This window comes from Pseudocitrobacter faecalis, from assembly GCF_965231525.1.
GTDB lineage: Bacteria > Pseudomonadota > Gammaproteobacteria > Enterobacterales > Enterobacteriaceae > Pseudocitrobacter > Pseudocitrobacter faecalis.
On sequence record NZ_CBDDNJ010000002.1, the window covers coordinates 4,685,858 to 4,709,881 of the forward strand.

A 24,024-nucleotide genomic window follows, 5' to 3' on the forward strand; every position below is an offset into this window, starting at 1 on the left:
AGTTCCAGGCTGCGTGTCACTAGAGAGAATCCGGGTTATGTTGCAGTTTATTCTCCGACGTTTGGGGCTCGTCATCCCCACGTTTATCGGTATTACCCTTCTCACGTTTGCGTTTGTCCATATGATCCCCGGCGACCCGGTGATGATTATGGCGGGCGAGCGTGGCATCTCCCCTGAACGCCATGCCGAACTGTTGGCCGCGCTCGGCCTTGATAAGCCGATGTGGCAGCAGTATCTCCACTATATCTGGGGCGTCATGCATGGTGATTTAGGGATCTCACTGAAAAGCCGTCTTCCGGTGTGGGACGAGTTTGTGCCGCGTTTTAAAGCAACGCTGGAACTCGGCATCTGCGCCATGATGTTCGCCGTCGCCGTGGGTATCCCGGTGGGCGTGCTGGCTGCGGTAAAACGCGGCTCTATCTTCGATCACACCGCCGTTGGCCTGGCGCTGACCGGCTATTCCATGCCTATTTTCTGGTGGGGCATGATGCTGATCATGCTGGTTTCGGTGCACTGGAACCTGACGCCGGTCTCCGGGCGTGTGAGCGACATGGTGTTCCTTGATGACTCGAACCCGTTGACCGGTTTCATGCTGATTGATACCGCCATTTGGGGCGAAGAGGGTAACTTTATCGACGCGGTGGCGCACATGATTTTGCCCGCCATCGTGCTGGGTACCATCCCGCTGGCGGTGATTGTACGTATGACGCGCTCCTCCATGCTGGAAGTGCTGGGTGAAGATTATATCCGCACCGCACGCGCCAAAGGGCTGACCCGCATGCGAGTTATCATCGTACACGCGTTGCGTAACGCCATGCTGCCGGTGGTGACCGTTATCGGCCTGCAGGTCGGTACGCTGCTGGCAGGCGCGATCCTGACAGAAACCATCTTCTCCTGGCCGGGCCTTGGCCGCTGGTTGATTGACGCGTTACAGCGCCGTGATTATCCGGTGGTACAGGGCGGCGTGCTGCTGGTAGCGACGATGATAATCCTGGTCAACCTGCTGGTTGATCTTCTCTATGGCGTGGTGAACCCGCGTATCCGGCATAAGAAGTAAGGGGCCATCATGTCACAAGTCACTGAAAATAAAACGGTGTCCGCACCGGTGCCAATGACGCCGATGCAGGAGTTCTGGCACTACTTTAAACGTAACAAAGGTGCGGTGGTTGGCCTGATTTACGTGGTCATTGTGCTGTTTATTGCGATTTTCGCTAACTGGATAGCGCCTTATAACCCGGCGGATCAGTTCCGTGATTCCTTACTCGCCCCGCCTGTGTGGCAGGAAGGCGGAAGCTGGGCGCATTTGCTGGGGACTGATGACGTAGGCCGTGATGTGATGTCGCGTCTGATGTACGGTGCGCGTTTATCGCTGCTGGTGGGTTGTCTGGTGGTCGTGCTGTCGCTGGTGCTGGGGATTGTCCTCGGGCTGGTGGCGGGCTACTTCGGCGGCCTGGTGGATAACGTCATTATGCGCGTGGTCGATATCATGCTGGCGCTGCCGAGCCTGCTGCTCGCGCTGGTTCTGGTGGCGATTTTCGGCCCCTCTATCGGTAACGCCGCGCTGGCGCTGACCTTTGTTGCGCTACCGCACTATGTCCGTTTGACGCGCGCCGCCGTACTGGTGGAAGTCAATCGCGACTACGTCACCGCGTCTCGCGTGGCGGGGGCGGGGGCGATGCGCCAGATGTTCGTCAATATCTTCCCGAACTGCCTTGCGCCGCTGATTGTTCAGGCGTCGCTCGGCTTCTCTAACGCCATTCTCGATATGGCCGCCCTTGGCTTCCTCGGCATGGGGGCGCAGCCGCCAACACCGGAGTGGGGCACCATGCTCTCCGATGTGTTGCAGTTCGCGCAAAGCGCCTGGTGGGTCGTGACCTTCCCGGGTCTGGCGATCCTGCTGACGGTGCTGGCATTTAACCTGATGGGTGACGGTCTGCGTGACGCGCTCGATCCCAAACTGAAGCAGTAAGAGGTTCGAGATGGCGTTATTACATGTAGATAAATTATCGGTGCACTTCGGCGACGAAGGCACACCGTTTCGCGCCGTGGACCGCGTCAGTTATAGTGTGGATCAGGGTGAAGTTGTGGGGATTGTTGGCGAGTCGGGTTCCGGTAAATCGGTCAGTTCGCTGGCGATCATGGGGCTGATTGATTATCCGGGCCGTGTCATGGCGGAGAGCCTGGCGTTCAACGGCCAGGATTTGCAGCGTATTTCGGAAAAAGAGCGTCGTAACCTGGTGGGCGCCGAAGTGGCGATGATCTTCCAGGACCCGATGACCAGTCTTAACCCGTGCTACACCGTCGGTTTCCAGATAATGGAAGCGATTAAGGTGCATCAGGGCGGCAATAAGAAAACGCGTCGCCAGCGGGCGATTGACCTGCTGAATCAGGTCGGTATTCCCGATCCGGCCTCGCGGCTGGATGTCTATCCGCATCAGCTTTCCGGCGGGATGAGTCAGCGCGTGATGATCGCCATGGCGATTGCTTGCCGGCCAAAACTGCTGATTGCCGATGAACCGACGACGGCGCTCGACGTGACCATTCAGGCGCAGATCATCGAACTGCTGCTGGAGTTGCAGCAGAAAGAGAATATGGCGCTGATCCTGATCACCCACGATTTGGCGCTGGTGGCGGAAGCGGCGCATAAAATTATCGTGATGTATGCCGGCCAGGTGGTGGAAACCGGGGCGGCGCGCGATATTTTCCGCGCGCCGCGTCATCCATACACTCAGGCGCTGCTGCGCGCGCTGCCGGAGTTTGCCCAGGACAAAGCGCGTCTGGCCTCATTGCCGGGCGTGGTTCCGGGCAAATATGACCGCCCGAACGGTTGTCTGCTGAATCCGCGCTGCCCGTATGCCACGGATAAATGCCGCACTGAAGAGCCGGATCTGAACCTGCTGGATGGCGCGCGTCAGTCCAAATGTCACTACCCACTCGATGATGCCGGGAGGCCTACACGATGAGTACGCAAGAGGCCGCTCTGCAACCGCTGTTGCAGGCAACCGATCTGAAAAAATACTACCCGGTGAAGAAAGGGTTGTTTGCCCCTGAGCGCCTGGTGAAAGCGCTGGATGGCGTGTCGTTTACGCTTGAACGCGGTAAAACGCTGGCGGTGGTGGGCGAATCTGGCTGTGGCAAATCAACGCTGGGCCGTCTGCTGACGATGATTGAAACCCCCACCGGCGGGGCGCTGTCTTATCAGGGCCAGGATCTGCTGAAACATGACCCGCATGCGCAGAAGCTGCGTCGGCAGAAAATTCAAATAGTCTTCCAGAATCCTTACGGCTCTCTGAACCCGCGTAAAAAAGTGGGACAGATTCTGGAAGAGCCGCTGCTGATTAACACCTCACTTAGCAAAGCTGAACGCCGTGAAAAAGCGCTGGCGATGATGGCGAAAGTGGGCCTGAAAACGGAACACTATGACCGTTATCCGCATATGTTCTCCGGCGGCCAGCGTCAGCGTATCGCCATCGCCCGTGGTCTGATGCTCGATCCGGACGTGGTGATTGCCGATGAACCAGTTTCCGCGCTGGACGTCTCGGTGCGCGCGCAGGTGCTCAACCTGATGATGGATTTGCAGCAGGAGCTGGGGCTGTCTTATGTGTTTATCTCGCACGATCTGTCCGTGGTCGAGCACATTGCCGATGAAGTGATGGTGATGTATCTGGGGCGCTGCGTGGAGAAGGGAACGAAAGACCAGATCTTCAATAACCCGCGTCACCCGTACACCCAGGCGCTGCTATCGGCGACACCACGTCTGAATCCGGACGATCGCCGTGAGCGTATTAAACTCACCGGCGAACTGCCAAGCCCGCTGAATCCGCCGCCGGGCTGTGCCTTCAACGCCCGCTGCCGTCGTCGCTTTGGGCCATGTACCCAACTTGCGCCGCAGCTAAAAGAGTATGGTGGTCAATTGGTTGCGTGCTTCGCCGTAGACCAGGATGAAAACCCTGAAAAGGCGTTATAAGGTCTGGAAGGCAGTGCGCATATTGCGAGATTGCCTGGTGAAGGGAATAAACAGAAAAGCGTAGTATCGACGCCAGGCCGGGTTCGCCCGGTCAGGCGCAATGTTGCGGGGGCTTGATCCCCGGCGGCATTGGTTGCTGGAAAGAGAAAACCCCCGCGCGTTGAGAGGTTTAACCTGACAACATAACGGGGGCTAATCTTGACTCTAGACAATTCAAGAATAGCCGCGAACTGTTGTCATTTCAAGCAAGGCGGCTATATGACGTTCGCACAACTCTGTGTGATCTTCTGGCACGATCTGGCAGCGCCGATTCTGGTGGGGATTATCACCACCGCAATCGTGAGCGGGTGGCGTAACCGGAGATAATATGCAGGCGGGCGTCAGGCTGTCGAGATGGCAACGCGCGCCCGAATCGGGCCGCAGGGGTAACATCCTGCGGCCTTTTTTGCTTACTGCGGATACGGCACCCAGTCGCCACCGTTCAGGCGAACGTACGGTTTACCCTGGTACTGCATCACCACGGCGTTGGAGTTCTCGGAGACCGGCGCCGTTTGCGGCAGGCTGTTGGTGTAGGCCTGCCAGTCCACGCTATCTTCATTAAACATCTTACCGTCAACGGCGCGGGCAACCAGTTCCGAGACCGCAAGGTAGCTGCTCGGCTGATCGATAACGATCGGCGCGCCCTGATGCGGTGCTTTCATACCGAAGAATTTCACCGCGGCGGGAACATGCGTAATAGACGGGCTAGGAATATCGCGCAGGCCAGAAACCTGCATTTTATCGCCCTGCAGCGCCGCGCCGTGTTCCGGCACCACAACCACCATCACTTTACGCCCCGATTTTTCCAGCTCGGTAAAGAAGGTATCCAGCTCGTCAAACAGCTTCTGCGCACGCGCTTTGTAATCGGCTGTTTTGCTCTGGCCCTGATAGTGGTTACCGTCGTGGAGCGGCAGAATGTTGAAGAAGGTTGCGGTACGTTTTTCCGCGCCCTGGCCTTCCGACTCCTGCCAGCGTTTCAGGACGGCAAGGTCGTCATATACCGGTGAGCCGTCGAACGAGAGCAGGTTAATCGGCAGTTTGCTTTGATCCATCAACGGGCTTTGCACACCCCCGTTATCACGTATCTCTTTCAGGAAGCCACCGAAGACGCCGTTGTGATCCAGCATCAGTTGCTGCGCGAAGCCCAGTTTGCTCAGGTTATCGAACAGGTAGCACTGATTACCGGCGGGCTGATACAGATTGGTATGCGACGCTTGACCGCAACTGGCGCGCAGCAGACGAATCGCCGCCGGGCCGCTATAGGACGTGGCTGAGTTGAAGTTAGTAAAGCGAATATCAAAGTGCGACCACAGCGGGTGCTGCATCAGACCAGCCGCTTCAATATCGGCGTTCGAGAGCGAGCAGATGTTGATCACCAGCAGTTCAAAAGGCTGGGCATCGGCAGGCAACGCATCGGGGAATTTGGTCGAGCGCTTTTCTTCCGATTGATAGAAACTGCTCAGCCAGGCATTAAGATTGGCGGAAGTCGGCGGTGCGGTTTGCGCCGGAATATCACCCACAACCGGCGTATTGCCCGCCGTAGCGACCGTCGCGGCAGCCGTGCCGCCGGTGGTGGTGACGGTATTGGTCGGCTGACCGCCGGGGAACAGGCTAAAGGAAGGGCCAACCAGCGTAATCAGATTCAGCCAGACCATCGCCGCGACCACAAACACCGTCACGCGGATCCACTGGGTTAAGAACAGCCAGGCGACCAGCAGCACAAAGAAGGCGCCAACCATCTGCCAGTTGATAAAGCGGGTGACCAGATCCCACATATAGTCCGCGCTGAAGCCCGCAATTTGCGAGCCCTGGCTCATAATACTTTCCGGACCAGGCAGCCATGTATCATGCCAGAAGAGGGCAAAGCCTATCGGAATGGCAATCCAGTTGCGCCACTTATGCAGACGGCGATTGGGCAGTGGAAACAGCAGAAACGCCATAAACACCAGGTTCTGCATGGCGTGAAAATTGAGGTAACCGGCCCACAGCAGGCCAAATTTTACCAGGAAATAGAAGTTCCAGCCGGACAAGCCGCGCCAGTATTGCCAGAGTGGCGATGAGGCCGTGGCGGTTTGGGTTGATTGGGTCATTTTTCTGTTTTCGCTCTGGAACTTGAACCCCGGCGCAGGACGCCAGCAGGTTTAACATAACGCGGTTTAAAGAACATCAGCCGGAAGGCGTTTTCGATGCGGCGTTGATAGTGGCGTGTCAAATATCCCAGCGGGAAGAAGAGCAGCGCGCACAAGACAACTAACTGAATAATATCGCTTATCGACATCATGTTGGTTGTTCTCCCGTATCGGTGGATAAACGATGCGGTTCCGGATAACGGCGCCAGTGTCGGCCATCGTGCGTGGCGTTGATAATTTTGCCCGGCTGGGTGGTCACTGGCAGCGGTTTCGTCCAGCTTTCCGGTTTCACGTCCTGCATATTCACCAGTTCTGCCGCGATTTGCTTATCTTCAAACCAAATTACCCGGTTAGAAAAAATGTCGCCCGTTGGCAGTGGGAAAATATGGTTCAGGGCGATATCAAGATCGTTGACCCGACAAAAGGATAAAAAGATCATCAGCCGCTTATCCGCAATGGTAGCAATATCCCCCATACGGTGCGGGCGGCACAGGGTCAGCGCTTGTTCAACACGTAAGCCCGGTGCCGGACGCAGCGCGACGAGCACGCCTTTACCATCGGCTGGGAGCAGCGGATTGTTGACGATTTTTTGCACCGCCTCGCAGAACACATCCCACTTCTGGTAGCCTTTGAGCTTCAATGGTTCGGTATTACTAAACAGCGTAGCCAAATCTTCAGGCACGCGGCGGCTGAATTGCTGATTTTGCACGCTTTCAATTAACGTCAGGCAGCGCGAAAGCGCCGAACTGTGCGAGATAACCAGGTTTGCACCGCAGCTTAGCAGTAGACGCTCATCGGTGGCGCGCAGACTGGGCACGCTTTCACGCACCACGATTTTAATTGCCGTACCGCGCTGACGCCGTAGCGTGTGAATATATCGCGCGAGCTGTTCAATCTGGCTGTTCTGGCCCATAACGAAAATAATCGTCGCGGCCTGTGCGCTGCGCGCGGCATTAAAGACGGCGTCATTGGTATCGAATACCGTCCAGTGTTCAGAAAGGGGCGGAGCGCCTTCCAGAAAGGCGATATTGCTGAACACTTCCTTTTCATCCGTGCGCGGCTGAACATTTGCCAGTTCTTCCTGAACTAATTCCAGGCCGTTATCATGTTGCCTAACGAGAAGCTGCTGACGGGCGCTTACGCCTTTTTCATTCGCCCAAAAAGCAATGTCAAAAAGCAGCCCATCGCCCTGATAACGTAAACTTGCCAGACCGGCAAGTGAACCGTACTCACTTAACAAACGCGAGGTTTGCGCATCAGAATTGTTTCCGGGGCTGAGAATCAGAAGGGTGCAACAATGGTATTTAACCCACTTATTGGATTTACGAAGCCAATCATGAAATTTTTCTGGAGGAATATTTTTCCATGCATTATTGCTGCATAAAACCACAATCAGGAAATTTGTAGGATCGAGAGAGCAGAGTAAATCGCGGCGCATAAAGTATAGACTACTTTCATTTTCCTGCATGGAAAAAAGATCTATTTTTTGAGGCCCGCGGTCTTCTTCTAACCTTATGATTTTCTTTGGATCTGAACCCATGCATACCACCGCGACCCGCGCCTCTTTTTGTTGCGCGGCAAGGGTTTGGTTTAGCAGGCTGACAGCGTCTTCATGGCGATCGGTATTAACCCACCAAACGCCACCGGTCGGCACGTGACTGACTTCGTCCCATAATGACTGAATACCAATAGAAAATATGGGGTTCATCGTGTCCTTCTTTTTGCGGATTTGCCTGCATATCAGTTTACTAGCGAAAGCAGTAGAATAAACCTAAGATTGAAATTAAATAACATCAGATTTAGCATGTAAACGAATTTCAGGAAAAGCTTGCTTAGCACCGTAGCGTAGTTCCTGGTTTATTCCATAGGGATCGACAAAAATGCCGGATAATGAACCCATGACTTCGTCAGATTCGACGCTCGGTTATACATTTCAGAATGACTTCCTGGCGTTGAGCCGGGCATTTTCTTTGCCAGATATTGATTACACCGATATTTCTCAGCGCGAACAACTCGCCGCAGCTTTTAAGCGTTGGCCTTTGCTGGCTGAGTTTGCAGATCAAATAGTCGAACAAAAATAAGGAAGCCATAATGGCCATTCTGGGATTACAGGGCTTGCGTGGCGGAGTGGGGACCACTTCCGTTACGGCGGCGCTAGCCTGGTCATTACAACTACTTGGCGAATCGGTGCTGGTGATTGACGCCTGCCCCGACAATTTGCTGCGCCTGTCATTTAATGACGAGATAGCCCATAAAGGCGGCTGGGCGCGCGCGGTGCTTGACGGTGAAGACTGGCGCGACGCCGGGATGCGTTACACCTCGCTAATCGATGTTTTGCCGTTTGGCACGCTGACGCCGGGCGAGCGTGAAAACGTGTTGTCGCTGGCAGATCAACTTGCTGAAATCACCGCCATTGCCGAAGCGCTCGAGCGTAAAGGAGAGTATCGCTGGATCCTCCTCGACCTGCCGCACGGCTTTTATCCGTGGACGCAATCTCTGATGGCGGCCTGCCACCATACACTGATGATTGTCCAGCCCGACACCAACTGTCACGTGCGCCTGCATCAGCAGGCGCTGCCGGTAAATGCCCATATCCTGATTAACGACCTGCGCGTCGGCAGCCAGCTTCAGGAAGATCTGTATCAGGTATGGCTGCAAACCCAACGTCGCCTGCTGCCGATTGCCGTCCATCGCGATGAAGCGATGGCCGAGTGTATGGCGGCGAAACAACCGCTGGGCGAATATCGCCATGACTCGCTGGCAGCGGAAGAGATCCTGACGCTGGCGAGCTGGTGTTTGCTGCATTACGCCGGTGTTCGTGCTCCAGAGGAGTCGGCATCATGATTCGCCTGAGCGCCTGGCTGTTTGCCCCGGAAGCCTATGCGCGCCTTCATGCACGTTATCAGGGCTACCGGCGCGCGGGCGCATCTCGTTTTAGCGCGTCGCTGGGCTGCTTTTGGGTGGTACTGGTGTGGGCGTTTATTCCGCTTGAACAGGCGAACTGGCAGCGGCTGATCGCCCGCCAGGATGAGCTTTATCCCCATATTGATGCTGAGCGTCCGCGTCCGCTCGACCCGCTACGCTATCTGCTGCAAAGCGTGTGGCTGCTGGCGACAAAGCGGCCTGAGCCGGCGAAGCGTCCTGGCTGGCGATCGCTTGCGGCGGTGCAGGGCGTGATGGGGCGCTATCATCAGTGGGTCGAGGCGATTCCGGCGAAGGTCAACGCGCGAACCGGGCATCTCGATAGCCACAAAGAGCTGGCGCACATCAACCCTAAAATCCGCCGTATCGTGTTGGGCGTGGTGGTGACGCTGTCGCTCGCGCTGGCGCTCATCTGTATCACCCAACCCTTTAATCCACTGTCTCAGTTCATCTTTTTAATGTTGCTGTGGGGCGTGGCGCTGCTGGTCAGACGCATCCCAGGGCGCTTCTCGGCATTGATGCTGATTGTACTGTCGCTCACCGTGTCCTGCCGCTATATCTGGTGGCGCTACACCTCGACGCTGAACTGGAACGATCCGGTGAGCCTGGTGTGTGGCCTCATTCTGCTGTTCGCTGAAACCTACGCGTGGATTGTGCTGGTTCTGGGGTATTTCCAGGTTGTCTGGCCGCTCAACCGCCAGCCCGTTCCGCTGCCAAAAGATATGAACCAGTGGCCAACGGTCGATATCTTTGTGCCGACCTACAACGAAGACCTCAACGTGGTGAAGAACACGGTCTACGCGTCGCTGGGTATCGACTGGCCGAAGGATAAAGTGTCAATCTGGATACTGGATGACGGTAACCGCCCTGAGTTTCGTCAGTTTGCGAAAGATGTCGGCGTCGAGTATGTGGCGCGTAGCACCCATGAGCATGCGAAAGCCGGGAACATCAACAATGCGCTGAAGCTGGCGAAAGGCGAATTCGTGTCGATTTTTGACTGCGACCACGTGCCAACGCGCTCGTTCCTGCAAATGACCATGGGCTGGTTCCTGAAGGATAAAAAGCTGGCGATGATGCAGACGCCGCACCACTTCTTCTCGCCCGATCCGTTTGAACGTAACCTGGGTCGTTTTCGTAAAACGCCGAACGAAGGCACGCTGTTCTATGGCCTGGTGCAGGATGGTAACGACATGTGGGATGCGACCTTCTTCTGCGGTTCCTGTGCCGTCATTCGCCGTAAACCGCTCGATGAAATTGGCGGCATCGCCGTGGAAACGGTGACGGAAGATGCGCACACCTCGTTGCGTTTACACCGTCTGGGCTACACCTCTGCGTATATGCGTCTTCCACAGGCGGCGGGGTTGGCGACGGAGAGTCTATCCGCGCATATCGGCCAACGTATTCGTTGGGCGCGCGGAATGGTGCAAATCTTCCGCCTGGATAACCCCTTGTTTGGCAAAGGGTTAAAATTCGCGCAGCGGCTCTGTTACGTCAACGCCATGTTCCACTTCTTGTCCGGCGTGCCGAGGCTTATCTTCCTCACCGCACCGCTCGCTTTCCTGTTGCTGCACGCCTACATCATCTACGCTCCGGCGCTGATGATCGCGCTGTTTGTACTGCCGCACATGATCCACGCCAGCCTGACCAACTCGAAGATTCAGGGCAAATACCGCCACTCCTTCTGGAGCGAAATCTACGAAACGGTACTGGCGTGGTATATCGCGCCGCCAACGCTGGTAGCGTTGATTAACCCGCACAAAGGCAAATTCAACGTCACGGCGAAAGGCGGGCTGGTGAAAGAGGAGTATGTCGACTGGGTGATTTCCCGGCCATACATCTATCTTGTTTTACTCAACCTTGTGGGCGTGGCGTTTGGTATCTGGCGCTTTATGTACGGCCCGGAAGATGAAATTCTCACGGTCTGGGTCAGCCTGATATGGGTCTTCTACAACCTGATTATCCTCGGCGGCGCGGTGGCCGTTTCGGTGGAAAGTAAACAGGTTCGCCGCTCGCATCGCGTAGAGATCAAAATGCCTGGCGCAATTGCCCGCGAAGACGGTCATCTCTTCTCCTGTACGGTGCATGACTTCTCCGATGGCGGCGTGGGGATCAAAATTAACGGCGACGCACAGGTGCTCGAAGAGCAGAAAGTGAATCTGCTGCTCAAGCGTGGCCAGCAGGAGTACGTCTTCCCGACGCAAGTGGTGCGCGTGATTGGTAGCGAAGTTGGTCTCAAACTGTTACCGATGACCACCCGTCAGCATATCGATTTTGTTCAATGTACCTTCGCGCGTGCCGATACCTGGGCGCTCTGGCAGGACAGCTATCCGGAAGATAAACCACTGGAAAGCCTGCTGGATATTCTCAAGCTCGGTTTCCGGGGCTATCGCCATCTGGCGGAATTCGCCCCTCCGTTTGCAAAAGTAATTTTCCGTACGCTCACTTCGCTGGTGGCCTGGGTGGCTTCTTTTGTCCCGCGTCGCCCTGAGCGTGAAGCTGTGCAGCCGCACTCACAGCCGGTTATGGCTCAACAATAATGATGATTACACGATGAAAAGAAAACTCTCCTGGATTTGTGCAGTGGCGATGGGAATGGGCAGCTTGCTGCCTGCGACAACCTGGTCTGAACCGACGACCGCAACGCCGGTCATGCCGCCTGCTCAGGAGAGCGCGACGACGCCTGCTGCTGCGCCGTCTGATGCTTCACCCGTGGTGGTGGAAAGCGTGCCATCGCGCGATGTTAAACTCACCTTCGCGCAAATTGCGCCGCCGCCGGGCAGCATGGTGCTGCGCGGCGCGAATCCTAATGGCTCTATTGAATTTGGTATGCGCAGCGACGAAGTCGTGTCGAAAGCCTTGCTGAATCTCACCTATACGCCATCGCCATCGCTTCAGCCGGTATTGTCGCAACTGAAGGTGTATCTGAATGAAGAGCTGATGGACGTGCTGCCGGTCACCAAAGAGCAATTGGGGAAAAAGGTCAGCGCGCAAATTCCTATCGACCCGCTCTATATCACCGACTTTAACCGCGTGCGTCTGGAGTTTGTCGGCCACTACCGTGACGTCTGTGAAAACCCGGCCAACACCACCGTCTGGCTGGACGTGGGCCGTAACAGTTCGCTGGATTTAACCTATCAGGCGCTGAATGTGCGTAACGATCTGTCGCACTTCCCGGTTCCATTCTTTGATTCTCGCGATAACCGCCCCTTAACGTTGCCGATCGTTTTTGCGGCGACGCCGGATCTGCAACAGCAGCAGGCGGCGGGGATTGTCGCCTCGTGGTTTGGTTCGCGTGCGGGCTGGCGTGGGCAAAACTTCCCGGTCAGCTACAACACGCTGCCGGATAAAAATGCCATTGTCTTTGCCACCAACGACAAGCGCCCTGATTTCCTGCGCGATCATCCGCCGGTGAAAGCTCCGACGATCGAGATGATCAACCATCCCAACGATCCTTACGTCAAGCTGCTGGTGATCATGGGTCGCGATGATAAAGACCTGCTGATGGCCGCGAAAGGCATTGCTCAGGGCAATATCTTGTTCCGTGGCGACAGCGTGGTGGTGGATGATGTGAAACCGTTGCTGGCACGTGTGCCGTACGATGCGCCGAACTGGGTGCGTACCGATCGTCCGGTGACGTTTGGTGAGCTGAAAACCTATGAGCAACAACTGCAATCCACCGGGCTGGAACCGGCGTCCATTAACGTGGCGCTGAATCTGCCGCCGGATCTCTACCTGCTGCGCAGCAATGGTATCGATATGGACCTCAAATATCGCTTTACCATGCCTGCGGTGAAAGACAGTTCGCGAATGGATATCAGCCTGAACGATCAGTTCCTGCAGTCGTTTAACCTTAACAGCACCCAGGAAGTGAGTAGTCTGCTGCTGCGTCTGCCAGTATTGCAGGGGTTAGTTGACGGTAAAAACGAAGTGACCATTCCGGCGCTGCGCCTGGGCGCAATGAACCAGCTGCGCTTCGACTTCCAGTATATGAACCCGATGCCGGGCGGCTCGATTGATAACTGTATTACCTTCCAGCCGGTGCAGAACCATGTAGTGATTGGCGATGACTCGACGATCGACTTCTCCAACTACTATCACTTCCTGGCGATGCCTGACCTGCGCGCGTTTGCCAACGCGGGCTTCCCGTTCAGCCGTATGGCGGATCTCTCTGACACCACCGTGGTGATGCCGAAAAACCCGACCGTTGAACAGGTGACCACGCTGTTGAATACCGTGGGTGAGATGGGCGCACAGACCGGCTTCCCGGCGATGAACGTCACGCTCGCCGATGAGGGCAGCGACATTCAGGGCAAAGATACCGACCTGCTGCTGATTGGCTCTATTCCGCAAAAACTGAAAAACGACAAGCAGATTGACCTGCTGGTCGACGCCACGAAGAGCTGGGTGAAAACGCCGCTGCGTCATCATGACCTGCCGAGCATCTATCTTGATGAAAACGAACGTAAGCCGAACGTGCAGACGGACGTCACCTCCTCCGGCCCGATGGCGGCGATAGTCGGTTTCCAGTCGCCGTATAACGATCAACGCAGTGTGGTTGCGCTACTGGCGGACAGCCCGCGCGGTTATGAACTGCTGAACGGCGCACTGAACGACAGCGGCAAGCGCGCGGCGATGTTTGGTTCGGTGTCGGTGATTCGCGAATCGGGCGTAAGCAGCCTGCGCGTGGGCGATGTGTATTACGTCGGTCACCTGCCATGGTTTGAGCGCCTGTGGTTTGCCCTCTCTAACCATCCGATTCTGCTGGCGCTGTTTGCCGCTATCAGCATCGTATTGCTGGCGTGGGTACTGTGGCGACTGCTGCGCATTATCAGCCGCCGTCGACTGGATCCTGAAGACGAGTAAGCCGTGATGAAAAGCGTACGCTGGATAGTTTTGCTGTTAGCGCTGGGCACAATGATACAGGCCCGGGCGGCCTGTAACTGGCCTGCCTGGGATCAGTTCAAAAAAGACTATGTCAGTGCTGAAGGGCGCGTCATCGACCCGAGCGATGCGCGCAAAATTACCACTTCCGAAGGGCAGAGCTACGCATTGTTCTTCGCGCTGGCGGCTAACGATCGCGAAACGTTCGGCAAACTGTTCGACTGGACGCAGAACAACCTGGCGCAGGGTGACCTGAAAAGCACGCTGCCCGCCTGGCTGTGGGGCAAGAAAGAGGACAACACCTGGACGGTGCTGGATACCAACTCCGCGTCCGATTCTGACGTCTGGATCGCCTGGTCGCTGCTGGAAGCAGGCCGCCTGTGGAAGAACGCGAACTATACCGAAACCGGGAAAGCGTTACTCTCGCGCATTGCCCGTGAAGAGGTGGTGAACGTGCCGGGGCTGGGCTCGATGCTGCTGCCGGGCAAAATTGGTTTTGCCGAAGCGAATAGCTGGCGTTTTAACCCAAGCTACCTCCCGCCGCAACTGGCAAGTTATTTCACCCGCTTTGGCGCGCCGTGGACGACGCTGCGTGAAACCAACCAGCGTCTGCTGATGGAAACGGCCACGAAAGGTTATTCGCCCGACTGGGTGAATTACGAGAAAGGCAAGGGCTGGCAGAAGCAGAGCAAAACGCCACTGGTGGGCGGTTATGACGCCATCCGCGTCTATTTGTGGGTGGGCATGATGCACAACAGCGACCCGCAAAAAGCCCGTCTGTTAACCCGATTTAAAGCGATGGCGGCGCAGACCGCCCGCGAAGGCGTTCCGCCGGAAAAAGTCGACACCCTCACTGGCAACGTGACCGGCAATGGCCCGGTAGGCTTTTCTGCCTCACTGCTGCCGTTCCTACAGGATCGCGATGCGCAGGCCGTTCAGCGCCAGCGCGTGGCCGACAACTTCCCTGGCGCAGACGCCTATTACAGCTATGTCCTGACCCTCTTTGGCCAGGGCTGGGACCAACACCGTTTTCGCTTCAGCGCCCGCGGTGAATTACTACCTGACTGGGGCCAGGAATGCGCAAGTTCACACTAAGTTTACTCACTTTCTCGTTAGGTATTACGCTGGCTCCGGCGAGTTATGCCGCGCCTTCCGCGCAGGAACAACTGCTCAATCAGGTACGTTTGGGGGAAGCCAGCAAGCGCGAAGATATTGTGCAGCAGTCGCTGTATCGCCTGGAGCTGATTGACCCAAATAATCCGCAGGTTCTCGCCGCGCGATTGCGTTACATGCTGCGTCAGGGCGATACCGCCGGGGCGCAGAAACAACTTGAGCGGCTGAAAACGCTGGCACCCAATTCAACGGAATACAACGCCTCGCGTACAGAGCTTTTGTTGAATTCGGCGGAAGGTCGCCAGGCGCTGCAACAGGCGCGTCTGCTGGCGACTACCGGCCATGCCGATGAAGCCATCGCGGCCTATGAGAAAGCGTTTAACGGCCCGCCGCCGGACGGTGACTATGCGGTTGAGTACTGGACGACGGCGCTGAAAATTCCGGCGCGCCACAATAATGCGCTGGCACGTCTGCAGGCGCTGAATAAGCAGATGCCGGGCAACGTCACGCTGCAATCCACTCTGGCGCGCACGTTGCTGGCGGATAACCGTCGCGACGACGCGTTTGCCGTGCTGGAACAGATGGCGAAATCCTCCAACGGGCGCAATGAAGCGGGCGATGTCTGGTTCAATGCCATTAAAGATCAGCCACCGAGCCAGGCGAGCGTGCAATCGCTTCAGCGTTTCCTGCAAATTTTCACTACCGGCGAGCAGGCGGATGACGCCCGTGGCTTGCTGGCTGAACAACAGAAAACCCTGTCTGATCCTACCGTTCGCGCGAAGAGCGAAGCCGCTGCCGCGCTGGCGTCAGGCAATGCCGCGTCTGCCATTGCGGATTTGCAACGCGCTGTAGCAACAAACAACAAAGATGCCGACGCTATCGGTACGCTCGGCGAAGCCTATTCACAGAAAGGCGACCGCGCGCGTGCGGTAGCGCAACTGCAAAAAGCGATTGCCCTCGACCCGCAAAACACCAGCCGCAGCAAGTGGGATAGCCTGCTGAAAACCAACCGCTACTGGCTGTTGATTCAGCAGGGCGATGCGGCGTTGAAGGCAAACAATCCGGCGCAGGCGCAAACGTATTACCAGCAGGCACAGCGGGTGGATAACAGCGACAGCTATGCGATTCTTGGGTTGGGCGACGTCGCTGCCGCACGGAAGGATTACCCGACGGCGGAAGGCTACTATAAACAAACCCTGCGCATGGACAGAGATAACAATCTCGCCGTGCGTGGCCTGGCGAATGTATACCGGGCGCAGTCTCCCGAGAAAGCGACCGCTTACATTCAGTCGTTACCCGCCGCACAGCGTCGCAGCATTGATGATATTGAACGCGGCCTGACTAACGATCGCCTTGAACAGCAGGCGGAAACGCTTGAGAGCCAGGGCCAGTGGGCGCAGGCCGCCGAGGTTCAGCGTCAGCGTCTGGCGCTCAACCCGGACAGCGTCTGGATAACCTATCGTCTGGCGAAAGACCTCGACAGCGCGGGCAAGCGCGGTGAAGCCGATTCGCTGATGCGCAATCTGGCGCAGAAGCAAGCCAAAGACCCGGATCAGGTGTATGCCTACAGCCTGTATCTCTCCAGCACCGACCGTGATGCTGCCGCCATTTCCCATTTAGGTACGCTGCCACGCAGTCAGTGGAACAGCAATATTCAGGAGCTCTCAGACCGCCTGCACGTTGCGAAGACGATGCAGGAGGCGAACCGGCTGCGTGACGCCGGTCAGGAGAAACAGGCGATTGCGCTTCTGCGCAAACAACCCGCATCTACGCGAATCACGTTGACCCTCGCCGACTGGGCAGAGCAGCGCGGCGATGCGCCGCAGGCTATCGCGCTCTACAACGAGGTGCTGAGCAAAGAGCCGCAGAATGACGATGCGCGACTGGGGCTGGCCGAGCTTTATTTAGCGCAGGGCGATAAAGCCGCCGCGCGTGCGCAACTGGCACAACTCTCCACTACGGGCGAAGCGCCATCGATGGGTATGCAGCGGCGTATTGCGCTGGTGCAGTCTGGCCTCGGTGAAAACGAAAAAGCGCGTAATACCTTTAACACGTTGGCACAGCAGGCGAAATCTCAGCCGCCGTCAATGGACAGCGCGCTGGTGCTACGCGATGCGGCACGTTTTCAGGCGCAGGACGGCAATCCGCAGCAGGCGCTGGAAACCTATAAAGACACGATGGTCGCCACCGGTATTACGCCGACGCGACCGCAGGATAACGACACCTTCACCCGCCTGACGCGCAACGATGCCAGCGATGACTGGCTTAAGCGCGGCGTACGAAGTGACGCAGCCGATCTCTATCGCCAGCAAGATCTCAACGTGACACTGGAACATGATTACTGGGGCTCCAGCGGCACGGGCGGGTATTCAGCCCTGAAAGCACATACCACCATGCTTCAGGTGGATGCGCCGCTCTCAGACGGGCGGATGTTCTTCCGCTCCGACTGGGTGAACATGAACGTTGGCAGCTTCTCGCGTAAAAGTGATGGCAGCTACGCACCGGACTGGGGTACCTGTGGCATTAAAGATCACGCCTGTCGCGGTGGCGCGAGCGCAAGCGATAACGGCGTCAGCGTAGCGGTGGGCTGGAAAAACGACACCTGGAGCGGCGATATCGGTACCACGCCGATGGGCTTTAACGTGGTCGATGTGGTCGGCGGCCTGAGCTACAGCAGCAAAGCGGGTCCGATTGGTTACACTCTCGAAGGTCACCGTCGCCCGATCTCCAGTTCGCTGCTGGCCTTTGGTGGCCAGCAGGATAACAGCAAAGAGGGACACACCGGCAAGAAATGGGGCGGGGTACGCGCCGACGGTGGCGTGCTCAGCCTGAGTTATGACAAAGGCGAAGCCAACGGTGTATGGGCGTCGCTGGGCGCGGATCAGTTAACCGGCAAGAACGTTGACGATAACTGGCGCGTGCGCTGGATGACCGGTTACTACTACAAGGTGATTAATGAAAATAATCGCCGGGTGACGGTCGGCCTGAATAACATGATTTGGCATTATCAGAAGGATCTGAGCGGCTATACCCTCGGTCAGGGGGGATACTACAGCCCGCAAGAGTATGTGTCGTTTGCCGTGCCGGTGACCTGGCGTCAGCGCACGGAGAACTGGTCGTGGGAGCTCGGCGGTTCGGTATCGTGGTCGCATTCGCGCACCAAGTCTCAGGCCAGCTATCCGCTGATGAATCTGATCCCGCCCGACTGGCGGGAAAACGCCAGCCAGGATAGCAGCAGTGGCGGCAGCAGTCAGGGCTTCGGTTACACCGCGCGTGCGCTGGTCGAACGTCGGGTGACCTCAAACTGGTTTGTTGGCGCGGCGGTGGATATTCAGGAAGCGAAGGATTACACCCCAAGCCATGCGTTGCTGTATGTGCGTTACTCAGCGGCAGGCTGGCAGGGCGATCTGGATATGCCGCCTCAGCCACTGGTTCCTTATGCTGACTGGTGATTTTAATCGCTGAAATTAACCGGCAACTGTCACGAAATCCATTCTCTTAGCGTATAATCGGCCCGCGAAGCATAATATTTTGTTACGTTATCGCGGGCTTTGTCCTGTTTTGTTGCGCATCTGATATCTGCACAGTAGGCTTTTGCGTTTTCTGTTGCGGATCGTCGTTTTGTCGGCCTGTTCCTTTTTGGTCACCTTTTGACTTTGTCATCGACCTCGTTATCCTCATGACGGGCAGTGCGTTAAGTTTTTAGTGGAGAATTCTTTTGCGCGTCAGCCGTTCACTTACTATCAAACAAATGGCAATGGTTGCAGGCGTAACCATGGTGTTCGTGTTTGTCTTTTGTTTCATTCTGCTTTTTCACTTTGTGCAGCAGAACCGCTATAACACGGCCACGCAACTTGAAAGCATCGCCCGTTCTGTTCGCCAGCCGCTCTCGGCGGCTATTCTCAAGGCCGATATCCCGGAAGCGGAAACCATTCTTGGCCGCATTCAGCCCTCCGGCATTGTGAGCCGGGCCGATGTGGTGTTGCCTAACCAGTTTCAGGCGCTGCGCATGAGCTTTATCCCGGAACGCCCGGTTCCGGTGATGATCACCCGTATTTTTGAGCTACCGGTGCAAATTTCGCTGCCGCTCTATTCGCTGGAACGCCCGGCAAATCCACAGCCGCTGGCTTATCTGGTGCTTCAGTCCGATTCATACCGCATGTACAAATTTGTAATGAGCGCCCTTGCTACGTTAGTGACTGCTTACTTACTTTTAGTGCTGATCCTCACCGTGGCGCTGACGTGGAGTATTAACCGCCTGATTGTGCGTCCGCTGCGCGCGATTGCCAATGAACTGAACGACCTCTCGCCGGAAGAGCGCGTGGGGCATCAGCTCGCGCTGCCGCGTCTGCATCACGACGATGAAATTGGCAAAATGGTGCGCAGCTACAACCGCCATCAGCAGCTCGCTTTGCGCCAGTATGATGAGCTTTGCAGCCGTGCGACGCGTTTCCCGGTTTCCGAGTTACCCAACAAAGCCTTCTTACTGGCGTTGCTTGAGCGAACCGTCAGCCAGCAGAAAACCACCGCGCTGTTGATGGTGGCGTGCGAGACCTTGCAGGACACGGCAGGCGTATTGAAAGAAGAGCAGCGCGAAATGCTGCTGCTGACCCTGGTTGAGAAGCTGAAACAGGTGATTTCGCCGCGCATGGTGCTGGCGCAGATCAGCGCCTATGACTTCGCCATTCTGGCCGAAGGTGTCACCGAGCCGTGGCACGCCATCACATTAGGTCAGCAAGTACTCACTGTCATGAATGAGCGTTTGCCGTTGCAGGGTATTCAACTGCGCCCAACCGCAAGCGTCGGTATCGCCATGTTTGAAGGTGGACTGAGCGCCGAGCAACTCTATCGTCGCGCGATTTCGGCGGCCTTTAGCGCGCGCCGTAAGGGTAAAAATCAGATTGAGTTTTTTAACCCGGAGCAGATGGAAAAAGCGCAAAAACGCCTGACCCAGGAGAGCGATATTCTCTCGGCGCTGGAACACCATCAGTTTGCTGTCTGGTTACAGCCGCAAATCGATACCGAGACCGGCAAGGTGTGCAGCGCGGAAGTGTTGCTGCGCCAGCAGCAGGGGAATGGCGATTGGGAGTTGCCAAACGACCTGATCGACACCATTGAATCCTGCGGGCTGATGGTGACCGTCGGCCATTGGGTGCTGGAAGAGGCGTGTCGCCTGCTCTCCGCGTGGCAGAAGCGCGGCATCATGCTGCCGCTGTCGGTCAATCTCTCTGCTCTGCAACTGATGCATCACAACATGGTGCCGGACATGCTGGCGCTGCTCGAACGCTACCGCATTGCACCGGGCACGCTGGTGCTGGAAGTGACTGAAAGCCGCAGCATTGACGATCCCAAAGCCGCTGTAGCGATTCTGCGCCCGTTGCGCAATGCTGGCGTGCGTATCGCGCTGGATGATTTCGGCATGGGCTATGCGGGGCTCCAGCAGCTTCAGCATATGAAGTCGCTGCCGGTGGATATCCTCAAAATCGACAAGCTGTTTGTGGATACCCTGCCGGAAGATGCCAGTATGGTGGCGGCGATTATTCAACTCGCGCGTAGCCTGAATTTGCGCCTGGTGGCGGAAGGCGTAGAGACGCAGGAACAATATGCGTGGCTGAAAGAAGCGAAAGTGGATGTGTTGCAGGGCTTCCTGTTCGCGCGTGCGGTATCACCGGAAAGTTTTGAGCAGGACTACCTGCCGGATGCGGCGGTGAAACCCGATTGAAAATGATTGCGCAGTTGTGCGAGTCAGCTCAAGTTTTTTAACAATTCAGTTGCAAATAAGGCTATATATATTTCCGTAATGTTTCGTGGGTGTTATTTTGAGGTCACAAGTTGGGTAATCCCCTACCTGGTTTGTGGTTTTATCTTAAGGACATCCTATGAAAACCTCTTTCTTCAAAAGCCTCTACGTGCAGGTTCTGACCGCCATCGTCATCGGTGTGCTGTTGGGACACTACTACCCTGAGTTAGGCGCGCAAATGAAACCGCTTGGCGATGCGTTCGTTAAGCTGATTAAAATGATCATCGCGCCTGTCATCTTTTGTACCGTCGTGACCGGTATTGCCGGGATGGAAAGCATGAAGGCGGTAGGGCGCACCGGTGCGGTGGCGCTACTCTACTTCGAAGTGGTCAGTACCATTGCGCTGATAATCGGCCTGATTATAGTAAACCTGGTGCAACCCGGTGCGGGCATGAACGTTGATCCGGCAAGCCTGGATGCAGGGGCGGTTGCGGTGTATGCCGAGCAGGCGAAGGATCAGGGCATCGTCGCCTTTATCCTGGATATCATTCCTTCCAGCGTGATTGGCGCGTTCGCCAGCGGTAACATTCTGCAGGTGCTGCTGTTTGCGGTGCTGTTTGGTTTTGCGCTACATCGTCTGGGCAGCAAGGGCCAGCTGATTTTTAACGTTATCGAGAGCTTCTCGCAGGTTATCTTCGGCATCATCAACATGATTATGCGCCTGGCACCCATTGGGGCTTTCGGGGCCATGGCCTTCACCATCGGTAAGTACGGCGTGGGCACGCTGGTGCAACTCGGTCAGTTGATCATCTGCTTCTACATCACCTGTATTCTGTTCGTGGTGGTGGTACTGGGTTCTATCGCCAGGGCGACCGGCTTTAGCATCTTCAAATTTATCCGCTACATCCGTGAAGAGCTGCTGATTGTGCTGGGGACATCGTCCTCCGAATCGGCGCTGCCGCGTATGCTGGACAAGATGGAGAAACTGGGTTGTAAGAAATCGGTGGTGGGGCTGGTAATACCGACGGGATACTCGTTTAACCTCGACGGCACCTCAATTTACCTGACGATGGCGGCGGTGTTTATCGCCCAGGCGACCAACAGCCACATGGATATCTTCCATCAAATCACCCTGCTGGTGGTGCTGTTGCTCTCCTCCAAAGGGGCGGCGGGTGTCACCGGAAGCGGGTTTATCGTGCTGGCGGCAACCATTTCCGCCGTGGGGCATTTACCGGTAGCCGGCCTGGCGCTGATTCTGGGTATCGACCGCTTTATGTCGGAAGCGCGCGCGTTGACTAACCTGATTGGTAACGGCGTGGCAACCATTGTGGTGGCAAAACGCGTTAAGCAGCTCGACCAGCAACAACTGGATGATGTGCTGAATAATCGTACGCCAGCCAACAAACCGCACGAATTATCCTCTTAAATCCTCATCTTATGCTCGCGCTCCCTTGCTGGAGTGCGGGCTCCTGCGCATAATTAGGCGGCGTTGCATTATTGCATGCAGCGACGTCATGCTATCGTAAGACATTATTTTTCGTAGCGATGTGACGTTTTGACGATCGTGTGGTCAAACAGACGTGTTTACGACATTCTTTTCGGCAACCACGACGTGTGGATTGCCTTTGTAACCAGGAACGTTCATCAGGGGTTCACATGCAGGGCACAAAAATTCGACTCTTAGCTGGCAGTTTGCTGATGATGGCGACAGCGGGTTATGTGCAGGCAGAGGCGCTACAGCCCGATCCCGCCTGGCAACAGGGTACCCTGGCTAATGGTTTTCAGTGGCAGGTGCTTTCCACGCCTCAGCGTCCCAGCGATCGCGTTGAAATCCGGCTGGTGGTGAATATCGGCTCGCTCTCTGAAAGCGCGCAACAAACCGGCTACAGCCATCTCATTCCCCGCATTGCGCTGACGCAAAGCGGAAGCTTACAACCGATGCAGGCGCGCTCACTGTGGCAGCAGGGCATCGACCCGAAACGGCCGCTGCCGCCCGCGATCGTTTCTTATGATTACACCCACTTTAATTTAAGCCTGCCGAATAACCGCACAGACTTACTGAAAGAGTCTCTCGCCTGGCTTGCCAGCGCGGGCAACAGCGTGTCGATTACGCCTCAAACTATTGAACATGCGCTGAATACGCAGGATATGGTTGCAACCTGGCCGCAGGATACCAAAGACGGCTGGTGGCGCTATCGTCTGAAAGGTTCAACCATGCTGGGTCACGACCCGGCAGAACCGCTGAAGCGTCCGGTGGATGCGGAACAGGTGAAAGCGTTCTACCAGAAATGGTACACCCCGGATGCGATGACCCTGATTGTGGTGGGGAACGTTGACAGCCGCACGGTTGCAGAGCAAATCAACAAAACCTTCGGCGAATTGAAGGGCAAACGTGAAACGCCAGCGGCGGTACCGACGCTTTCGCCGCTACGCCCGGAAGCCGTCAGCATCATGACCAAAAACGTCACCCAGGATCGCCTGTCGCTGATGTGGGATACCCCATGGCAACCGATTCGCGAATCTGCGGCTATGCTGCGCTACTGGCGTGCGGATCTCGCGCGTGAAGCGCTGTTCTGGCATGTTCAGCAGAAACTGAGCAAAAACAACGCGAAAGATATTGCGTTAGGCTTTGATTGCCGGGTGCTGTATCTGCGTGCGCAGTGTTCTATCAACCTGGATTCTCCGGGCGATAAGCTCGACGGCAATCTCGGCGTGGTGGCGAAGGAGCTGGCGGAAGTCCGCGAAAAGGGTTTGCCGGTTGAAGAATTCGACGCGCTGGTGGCGCAGAAAAAACTGGAGCTGCAAAAACTGTTCGCGACTTACGCGCGCACCGACACCGATGTGCTGATGAGCCAGCGTATGCGTTCGTTGCAAAATCAGGTCGTGGATATCGCGCCAGAGCAGTATCAGCAACTGCGCCAGAACTTCCTTGATACGTTAACACTCGATATGGTGAATCAGGATCTGCGCAGCCAGCTGTCGCAGGATATGGCGCTGATTTTGCAGCAGCCGGCCGGTGAGCCAGAGCATAACATGAAGGAACTGAAGGCGACCTGGGATAACGTGATGGCAGCGCCTGTGGCGGCAGAACCGGTAAGCGGGGATGACGTGCACCAGGAAGTGTCGGATATTCCGCCGGGGCAGTAACACAACCCTCACCCTAACCCTCTCCCAGAGGGAGAGGGGACCGATTGTGCCAAAGGTTAAGGGTGTGCGGTTTTTCTCCCTCTCCC

Annotated in this window: 17 protein-coding genes; 14 read left to right on the forward strand and 3 right to left on the reverse strand. The window is 56.4% G+C overall.

Translation table 11 applies throughout. The features are described from left to right. Positions 1-37 precede the first annotated feature (37 nt). The 5 genes from dppB to ACOXYR_RS22610 all read left to right on the forward strand — a co-directional run bounded on the left by dppB (position 38) and on the right by ACOXYR_RS22610 (position 4,333). Positions 38-1,057: a dipeptide ABC transporter permease DppB gene (dppB, locus tag ACOXYR_RS22590; protein WP_113858372.1), complete on the forward strand. Its 1,020-nt coding sequence runs from the start codon at positions 38-40 to the stop codon at positions 1,055-1,057. 9 nt (positions 1,058-1,066) lie between these two features. Beyond that, a complete protein-coding gene (gene dppC / locus ACOXYR_RS22595) occupies positions 1,067-1,969 on the forward strand; it encodes a dipeptide ABC transporter permease DppC (RefSeq protein ID WP_108476743.1) in 903 nt (300 codons plus the stop codon). Between the two features lie 10 nt (positions 1,970-1,979). Then, positions 1,980-2,963 (forward strand): dipeptide ABC transporter ATP-binding protein, encoded by a 984-nt coding sequence (dppD, locus tag ACOXYR_RS22600; RefSeq protein ID WP_113858373.1) that lies wholly within the window; start codon positions 1,980-1,982, stop codon positions 2,961-2,963. Continuing rightward, positions 2,960-3,967 (forward strand): dipeptide ABC transporter ATP-binding subunit DppF, encoded by a 1,008-nt coding sequence (gene dppF, locus ACOXYR_RS22605; RefSeq protein ID WP_108476745.1) that lies wholly within the window; start codon positions 2,960-2,962, stop codon positions 3,965-3,967. The genes dppD and dppF overlap by 4 nt, the downstream gene beginning before the upstream one ends. 258 nt (positions 3,968-4,225) lie before the next feature. Further along, positions 4,226-4,333: a type I toxin-antitoxin system toxin Ldr family protein gene (locus ACOXYR_RS22610; protein ID WP_113858375.1), complete on the forward strand. Its 108-nt coding sequence runs from the start codon at positions 4,226-4,228 to the stop codon at positions 4,331-4,333. A gap of 83 nt (positions 4,334-4,416) precedes the next feature. Here ACOXYR_RS22610 and bcsG read toward each other — a convergent pair whose 3' ends face one another. From bcsG to bcsE, 3 genes are read right to left on the reverse strand one after another with little or no spacing between them, the layout of a single operon-like run. Further along, a complete protein-coding gene (gene bcsG / locus ACOXYR_RS22615) occupies positions 4,417-6,096 on the reverse strand; it encodes a cellulose biosynthesis protein BcsG (protein WP_189624068.1) in 1,680 nt (559 codons plus the stop codon). Further along, positions 6,093-6,287: a cellulose biosynthesis protein BcsF gene (gene bcsF / locus ACOXYR_RS22620; RefSeq protein ID WP_108476747.1), complete on the reverse strand. Its 195-nt coding sequence runs from the start codon at positions 6,285-6,287 to the stop codon at positions 6,093-6,095. The genes bcsG and bcsF overlap by 4 nt, the downstream gene beginning before the upstream one ends. Beyond that, positions 6,284-7,843, reverse strand: coding sequence for a cellulose biosynthesis protein BcsE (gene bcsE / locus ACOXYR_RS22625; protein WP_421355860.1), 1,560 nt, complete (start codon positions 7,841-7,843; stop codon positions 6,284-6,286). Before bcsE ends, bcsF begins: the two co-directional genes overlap by 4 nt. Before the next feature lie 172 nt (positions 7,844-8,015). On the opposite strand from bcsE, the gene bcsR reads away from it, so the two are divergent. The 9 genes from bcsR to ACOXYR_RS22670 all read left to right on the forward strand — a co-directional run bounded on the left by bcsR (position 8,016) and on the right by ACOXYR_RS22670 (position 23,938). Continuing rightward, positions 8,016-8,216 carry a cellulose biosynthesis protein BcsR gene (bcsR, locus tag ACOXYR_RS22630; RefSeq protein WP_108476749.1) on the forward strand — a complete coding sequence of 67 codons (201 nt, stop codon included), beginning with the start codon at positions 8,016-8,018 and terminating at the stop codon, positions 8,214-8,216. A 10-nt stretch (positions 8,217-8,226) separates the two neighbouring features. Continuing rightward, positions 8,227-8,979, forward strand: coding sequence for a cellulose biosynthesis protein BcsQ (bcsQ, locus tag ACOXYR_RS22635; protein WP_108476750.1), 753 nt, complete (start codon positions 8,227-8,229; stop codon positions 8,977-8,979). Next, positions 8,976-11,594, forward strand: a complete 2,619-nt coding sequence (gene bcsA, locus ACOXYR_RS22640; RefSeq protein WP_421355859.1) for a UDP-forming cellulose synthase catalytic subunit — start codon at positions 8,976-8,978, stop codon at positions 11,592-11,594. The genes bcsQ and bcsA overlap by 4 nt, the downstream gene beginning before the upstream one ends. Positions 11,595-11,607: 13 nt before the next feature. Further along, positions 11,608-13,920 carry a cellulose biosynthesis cyclic di-GMP-binding regulatory protein BcsB gene (gene bcsB / locus ACOXYR_RS22645; protein WP_421355858.1) on the forward strand — a complete coding sequence of 771 codons (2,313 nt, stop codon included), beginning with the start codon at positions 11,608-11,610 and terminating at the stop codon, positions 13,918-13,920. 6 nt (positions 13,921-13,926) lie between these two features. Further along, positions 13,927-15,033, forward strand: coding sequence for a cellulose synthase complex periplasmic endoglucanase BcsZ (gene bcsZ / locus ACOXYR_RS22650; protein WP_189624143.1), 1,107 nt, complete (start codon positions 13,927-13,929; stop codon positions 15,031-15,033). After that, complete coding sequence (gene bcsC, locus ACOXYR_RS22655) at positions 15,015-18,503, forward strand: cellulose synthase complex outer membrane protein BcsC (protein ID WP_415728829.1); 3,489 nt, start codon at positions 15,015-15,017, stop codon at positions 18,501-18,503. The genes bcsZ and bcsC overlap by 19 nt, the downstream gene beginning before the upstream one ends. Positions 18,504-18,769: 266 nt before the next feature. Next, on the forward strand, positions 18,770-20,773 hold the full coding sequence (hmsP, locus tag ACOXYR_RS22660) for a biofilm formation regulator HmsP (RefSeq protein WP_108476755.1): 2,004 nt from the start codon (positions 18,770-18,772) through the stop codon (positions 20,771-20,773). Positions 20,774-20,930: 157 nt separating this feature from the next. Continuing rightward, the gene (locus ACOXYR_RS22665; RefSeq protein WP_350435823.1) at positions 20,931-22,217 is read left to right on the forward strand and encodes a dicarboxylate/amino acid:cation symporter; all 1,287 of its coding nucleotides are present in this window, start codon (positions 20,931-20,933) and stop codon (positions 22,215-22,217) included. A 230-nt stretch (positions 22,218-22,447) separates the two neighbouring features. Further along, a complete protein-coding gene (locus tag ACOXYR_RS22670) occupies positions 22,448-23,938 on the forward strand; it encodes a M16 family metallopeptidase (RefSeq protein ID WP_108476757.1) in 1,491 nt (496 codons plus the stop codon). The last annotated feature ends 86 nt before the right edge of the window (positions 23,939-24,024 follow it).